The sequence below is a fragment of the Kitasatospora sp. NPDC057198 genome, from assembly GCF_042670125.1.
Classification (GTDB): domain Bacteria; phylum Actinomycetota; class Actinomycetes; order Streptomycetales; family Streptomycetaceae; genus Kitasatospora.
In genome coordinates, this window is the sequence record NZ_JBHUWH010000473.1 from 1 (window position 1) to 5,901 (window position 5,901).

Consider the following 5,901-nt stretch of genomic DNA (forward strand, 5'->3'; position numbering starts at 1 on the left):
GGGGCGTGCGGGCGGCCGGGGCGGTGCGGGGGCCGGGAGGGCGTCAGCTGTCGAAGCCGAGGCCGAGCTTGTCCATGGTCTTGAGCCAGAGGTTGCGGCGGCCGGCGTTGCGGTCGGCGCGGTCCAGGGACCACTTGGTGATGCCGATGCCGGCCCAGCGGACGGGCTCGGGCGGGAACGGGAGGGGCTTGCGGCGGACCATCTCCAGGGCGGTGCGTTCGGTGGGCTTCCCGGCGAGGAGGTCGAGCATGACCTCGGCGCCGAAGCGGGTGGCGCCGACGCCGAGGCCGGTGTAGCCGGCGGCGAGGGCGACCTTGCCGCGGTACGCGGTGTCGAAGAAGGCGGAGAACCGGGTGCAGGTGTCGATGGCGCCGCCCCAGGCGTGGGTGAAGCGCAGGCCCTCGAGCTGCGGGAAGGTCTGGAAGAAGTGCCGGGCGAGGGTCTGGTAGGTCTGCGGCCGCTGGTCGTACTCGCTGCGGACCTTGGCCCCGTAGTGGTAGACGGCGTCGTAGCCGCCCCACAGGATCCGGTTGTCGGCGGACAGCCGGTAGTAGTGGAACTGGTTGGCGCTGTCGCCGATGCCCTGGCGGCCCTGCCAGCCGATCGCGGCGAGCTGCTCGGCGCTGAGCGGTTCGGTCATCAGCGCGTAGTCGTAGACCGGCACGGTGTACGGGCGGATCCGCTTGACCAGGGACGGGAAGACGTTGGTGCCGAGGGCGACCTGTCGGGCGAAGACTCGGCCGTAGGGGGTGCGCACGGCCGTGCCGGGGCCGGACTCGGCGATGTCGAGGGCCTTGGTGTGCTCGAAGATCCGCACGCCGAGCCGCTCGCACGCCTGCTTGAGGCCCCAGGCGAGCTTGGCGGGGTGGAGCATCGCCACGCCGTCCTTGTCCCAGAGCGCGCCGAGGTAGGTGGGCGAGGCGACCTGGGCCCGGACGGCGTCGGTGTCCAGGAGTTCGTAGTCGCCGTACTGCTTGGCGGTCTCGTACAGTTCGGCGAGTTCCTCGACCTGGTGGGGCTCGGTGGCGACGTCGAGTTCGCCGGTGCGCTCCCAGTCGCAGTCGATCGCGTACGTCGAGACCGCGTCCTCGATGGAGCGCAGGTTGCGGGCGCCGAGCTGTTCGAGCGCGGCCATCTCGTCGGGCCAGCGCTCCAGGCCGTTGCCGAGGCCGTGGGTGAGGCTGGCGGCGCAGAAGCCGCCGTTGCGGCCGGAGGCGGCCCAGCCGGTCTGCTCGGCCTCGATCAGGACCACGTCGCGCCCGGGGTCCCGCTCCTTGGCGATCAGGGCCGTCCACAGGCCGCTGTAGCCGCCGCCGACGACCAGCAGGTCGCAGCGGACGTCGCCGGTGAGGGCGGAGTTGGCGTCCGGGCGGCCCGGGTCCTCCAGCCAGAACGGGGTGGGTTTGGCGTCCCGCAGTGCGTGTACGGGGTCCATGCTCTCGGTTCCTTGCCTAGGGAGAGGGTGCGGCCCGGCCTCCCGGGTCGGGGCGGCCGGGCCGGTGGGTGCTTCGTCGGGGGTCGCTACCGGTCGGCGTCCTCGGCCGCCTCCGGGCTGAGGTCGACCGTGTAGACCTTGCGGAGCGTCTCGTGGACGGTCCAGGTGGTGCGGTCGCCCTCGCGGAGCACCGCGAGGTCGCCGGGGCCGAGCTCCAGGACGGGGCCGTCCTGGAAGGCGACGGTGGCCCGGCCGCTGAGCACGACGAACATCTCGTCCGCCTCGGTGTCGGTGACGACGCCGGGGGTGATCTGCCAGATCCCGCGGACCTGGCGCCCGTCGGCGGACTCCCAGACCACCTTGCCGGTGACCTCGGGCGTGCCGGAGACGATCTGCTCGGGGGCGAGCGGTTCGGGCTCCAACTCGGCGTCCGGGACGTGCAGGGCGAAGCTGTTGATCATGCCTCGACGCTATCCGTTCCGGTGCCGCCGGCGGCCTTGTCAGTGTGTGCCGAGTCCGGCTGCCCGCCTGACAGCCCGTACGCCCCGGCCCCGGCCCCGGCCGTCGCGGTCCCGGCGTGCCCGGCCGTCGCAGCCCCGGCGGCCCCGACCGTAGCGGCCCCGGCCCCGACCGTCGCAGCCCCGCCCTCGGCGTCCCCGGTCTGCGCGTCGCGGCCGTTCACGGCGGCCCGGTCGGCTGCGGCGGCGGCTCGAGCGGCCTTGCGGGCGGCGAGCAGCGGGTAGAGCAGCAGGGAGGCGCCGACCACGATCAGCGAGTAGACGACGGCCTTGGTGCCCTCCTCGCGGTACTGCTCCGTCGCGGCCCAGACGCTGACGCCGGCCAGGCAGAACGCGATCAGGCCGATGCTCCACCAGCCGCCGGGGATCTTGTAGGGGCGCTCCAGTTCGGGTTCGCGGATGCGCAGCGCGATCAGCGCGGCGACCTCGAGCAGGATGCCGATGTTGGTGAGGAAGACGTCGTAGATCACCAGGCTCTGGAAGCTGGAGAAGCAGAACAGCGCGTAGACGACGGAGGAGCCGATGATCGAGGCGATCGGCATCTTGTAGCGCTTGCTCTCCTTGGAGACCCACTTGGGCAGGTAGCCGTCGTGCGAGAGCGAGGAGGGCAGCCGGGAGTAGGAGGCGAGCAGCGCGGAGAACATCGCGACCGAGGCGAACAGGCCGCCGATGGTGACGACGTACTGGAGCCAGGGTCCGGCGAGTTCGCCGGCGATGTCCGGGAGTGCGCCGTCCTGCCAGCTCTTCCAGCCGTTCTCGCCGCCCGGACCGACCGCGAGGGAGGCCAGCGAGGGCAGCAGGTAGCCGGTGATGATCAGCAGGACGGACCAGAACAACGCCTTGGGCAGGTGCTTCTTCGGGTTCTCCATCTCGCCGGCCACGGTGGAGACCGAGTCCCAGCCGGAGTAGTTCCACATCACGATGAACAGGCCGGATCCGAAGGCGTTCCAGGTGGACTGGCCCTGTTCGGCGGTCATCGAGGAGATCGGGTTGGTGCCCTCGGTGACCAGCTGGTAGAAGCCGATCAGGGTGAGGACCAGCATCGGGGTCAGGCAGATGATCGCGAACGCCACCGAGGAGTCGCCGACCCAGCCGGCGCCCATCAGGTTCAGCAGGGTGAAGAGCACGATGACGCCGACGCAGATCACCCAGTTCAGGTCGACCGCGATGTCGGCCTTCCACAGGTGGAACTCGAAGAACACGTGCTTGCCGGGGGCGACGGCGCTGATCAGGCTGGACAGGTAGGAGGTGAACATGACCGGGTAGAGCGCCATGTCGACGAAGCTGCACACCCACTGCAGCACGCCCTGCTGGAAGGCCCAGAACCGGCCGAGGCCGCGCTTGACCCAGTGGTAGTAGCCGCCCTCGACGGGAATGGCGGTGCCCAGCTCGGCGCAGACCAGGGCGTGCGGGACGCTGTAGATCAGCGGGGCGACCAGGATGAGCAGGATGCCCATCCCGGGGCCGGAGGTCGAGAACAGCGGCTCGATGCCGTAGGCGCCGCCGGAGACGCTGAAGAAGATCAGGGCGACCAGCGGGACGAGGCTCACGCGCTTGGGCGTCGCCCAGCGGTTCTCCGGCGGGGCCACGGGGATGGCGGTCATTTTCACCTTGGCAATCGGGATCGGCGCGGATGTGTCTCGGTCGAGAGGCACGAGTCTCGCCGCCCCGTTGACATAGGGCAATCATTCAATCTGTCAGGCGTCCTGTTGCGCCTCTGACACAGTGCCGGGCTTCGGCCGACAGCCCATCAGGACCGCATCGCGCCAGGTCAGACCGCCCTTCCCGGTCGTGCCCGGGGGACGATGGCCGCCGCCCCGCCCGTGCCTCCCACCATCGGACGGACCGCGCCGGTAGCGTTCGACGGGTCATGCCCACCATCAACGACGACTCCCGCTCCGGCCGGAGCCGGCCGGCGCTCGGCGCGCTCGTCCGGCTGTCGCCCTTCCTGCTGATCGCCCTGTCCGCGGTGGCGGACGCCGAGACCCCGGCCGGGCAGCGCTACGACCGGTTCGTGGCGGCCGCGCCCGCCCTCGCCGCGGCGACCTGGGGATCGTTCGGGACGCTGGTGATCGGCGTCATCGCGGTGGTCACCGAGGTGGTATTGGCGCTGGCCCGGGACGGGCAGGTCGGCGCGTCGGCGGCCTCGGTGATCGCCGCGACCGTGACGGTGACCCTGGCCGCCTCCTACACCTCCGGGATGCGGGTGCGCCGCGAGCGCGACCTGGCGCTGGTGCGGTCGGTGGCGCGCACGGCGCAGCAGGTGGTGCTGCGCCCGCTGCCGGACCGGCTGAACGACGTCGGCCTGGCGCTGTACTACAACGCGGCGGCGGAGCAGGCGCAGATCGGCGGCGACCTGTACGAGGCGGTGCGCACGCAGTTCGGGGTGCGGATCATCCTGGGCGACGTGCAGGGCAAGGGCCTGCCGGCGGTGGAGATGGCGGCGGCGCTGCTGGGCTCGTTCCGGGAGGCCGCGTACGACGCGGAGGACCTGCCGGCGCTGGCGGGCCGGCTGGAGATCGGCCTCCAGCGGTACGCGGAGCGGGCCACCTCGCTGGACGCCTCGGAGCGCTTCGCCACCGCCGTGCTGCTGGAGATCCCGGACGACCGGCCGGAGGCGTACCTGCTCAACTGCGGGCACCCGCCGCCGGTGCTGCTGCGCCCGGACGGGGAGGTGCGGCCGGTGGAGCCGGAGGTGCCGCTGCCGCCGCTGAACCTGTCGGCGCTGGTGGCCAGCGAGTACCACCCGCAGACCGTCCCGTTCGGGCCGGGCGACCGGGTGCTGCTGTACACCGACGGCGTCAGCGAGACCCGGGACCGGCGCGGCGAGTTCTACCCGCTGACCGAGCGGCTGGCCCGCTGGGGCGGCGAGCCGGACGTCGTGCTGCTGGAGGGCCTGCGCCGGGACCTGCACCGTTACGGCGGCGGGCCCGCCGACGACGACGTGGCGGCGCTGCTGGCGTCCCGGCTGCCGCCGGCCGGGGCCTGACACCCCGACCGGGGGCGGGCGGCGCCGGGTGCCGGGCCGCCGTCGCGGATCCAGGACCACTGGCCGGCGCACACCGGGGGCGGGGCGAGCAGCATGGCGAGCACCCACGGCCAGGCGACGGCCGCACCCCGGCAGCGCCCCCGGCGGCGCCCCGGTAGCGCCCCGGCGGCCGGGCCGCTCACGACCGGGCGGTAACCTCTGGCCGTACCGCTGACGCCGTTGTCGAAGGAGCCGCCGGTGTCCGAGAACCGTTCGCCCCTGCCGCCGCGGATCGCCGTGTTCGGAGCGGGCAGCATCGGCTGCCGGCTGGGCGGAGCGCTGGCCGCCCGCGCCGACGTGACGCTGATCGGGCGGGCCGCCGCGATGGCCGAACTGGACCGGGCGGGCCTGACCCTGACCGGCCCCGGCGACCGGCGGCTGCACGCCCGGCCGCGCACCGCGGTGGACGCCTCGGCCGCCGCGGGAGCCGACTACGTGCTGGTGACCGTCAAGTCCGCGGACACCGCGGCCGCGGCCCGGCTGCTCGACCCGCACCTGGACGGGCGCAGCACCGTGATCAGCTTCCAGAACGGGCTGCACAACGCGCGGGTGCTGCACGAGGCGCTGCCGGGCCGGACGGTGCTGGCCGGGATGGTGCCCTACAACGTGGTGCGCACCGGCCCGGCCTCCTTCCACCAGGGCACCGGCGGCGAGCTGGTGCTCGAACGGGCGGGCGCCGCCCGGCGGTTCGCGGACGTGGCGGCGGCCGCCGGGCTGCCGGTCGGGCTGCGCGCGGACATGCCGCGGGTGCAGGCGGCGAAGCTGCTGATGAACCTGAACAACGCCGTCAACGCGCTCTCCGGCCTGCCGCTGCGCGAGCAGCTCGGCAGCCGCCCGTACCGGCTGGTGCTGGCCCGCTGCCAGCGCGAGGCGCTGGCGGTGTTCGCGGCGGCGGGGCTGGCGCCGGCCCGGCTTACGCC

Annotated in this window: 5 protein-coding genes; 2 read left to right on the forward strand and 3 right to left on the reverse strand. The window is 73.2% G+C overall.

What is annotated here, in order from left to right:
- Window positions 1-43: 43 nt before the first annotated feature.
- From ACFUEL_RS33405 to ACFUEL_RS33415, 3 genes are all read right to left on the reverse strand, one after another.
- The gene (locus ACFUEL_RS33405) at window positions 44-1,435 is read right to left on the reverse strand and encodes an NAD(P)/FAD-dependent oxidoreductase (protein WP_380240944.1); all 1,392 of its coding nucleotides are present in this window, start codon (window positions 1,433-1,435) and stop codon (window positions 44-46) included.
- Between the two features lie 86 nt (window positions 1,436-1,521).
- Window positions 1,522-1,896: a cupin domain-containing protein gene (locus tag ACFUEL_RS33410; RefSeq protein WP_380240946.1), complete on the reverse strand. Its 375-nt coding sequence runs from the start codon at window positions 1,894-1,896 to the stop codon at window positions 1,522-1,524.
- Entirely contained in the window at window positions 1,893-3,557 is a 1,665-nt protein-coding gene (locus ACFUEL_RS33415; RefSeq protein WP_380240948.1) for an APC family permease, read from the reverse strand. Before ACFUEL_RS33415 ends, ACFUEL_RS33410 begins: the two co-directional genes overlap by 4 nt.
- A gap of 266 nt (window positions 3,558-3,823) precedes the next feature.
- On the opposite strand from ACFUEL_RS33415, the gene ACFUEL_RS33420 reads away from it, so the two are divergent.
- On the forward strand, window positions 3,824-4,942 hold the full coding sequence (locus tag ACFUEL_RS33420; protein ID WP_380240953.1) for a PP2C family protein-serine/threonine phosphatase: 1,119 nt from the start codon (window positions 3,824-3,826) through the stop codon (window positions 4,940-4,942).
- A gap of 237 nt (window positions 4,943-5,179) precedes the next feature.
- Window positions 5,180-5,901, forward strand: a 722-nt coding sequence (locus tag ACFUEL_RS33425) for a 2-dehydropantoate 2-reductase (protein ID WP_380240955.1), incomplete at its 3' end; no start/stop codon positions are given.

Bases quoted from the DNA above. Each gene is read 5' to 3' on its own strand.
- ACFUEL_RS33405 (WP_380240944.1), bottom strand. From the start codon at position 1,435: ATGGACCCCGTACACGCACTGCGGGACGCCAAACCCACCCCGTTCTGG.
- ACFUEL_RS33410 (WP_380240946.1), bottom strand. From the start codon at position 1,896: ATGATCAACAGCTTCGCCCTGCACGTCCCGGACGCCGAGTTGGAGCCC.
- ACFUEL_RS33415 (WP_380240948.1), bottom strand. From the start codon at position 3,557: ATGACCGCCATCCCCGTGGCCCCGCCGGAGAACCGCTGGGCGACGCCC.
- ACFUEL_RS33420 (WP_380240953.1), top strand. From the start codon at position 3,824: ATGCCCACCATCAACGACGACTCCCGCTCCGGCCGGAGCCGGCCGGCG.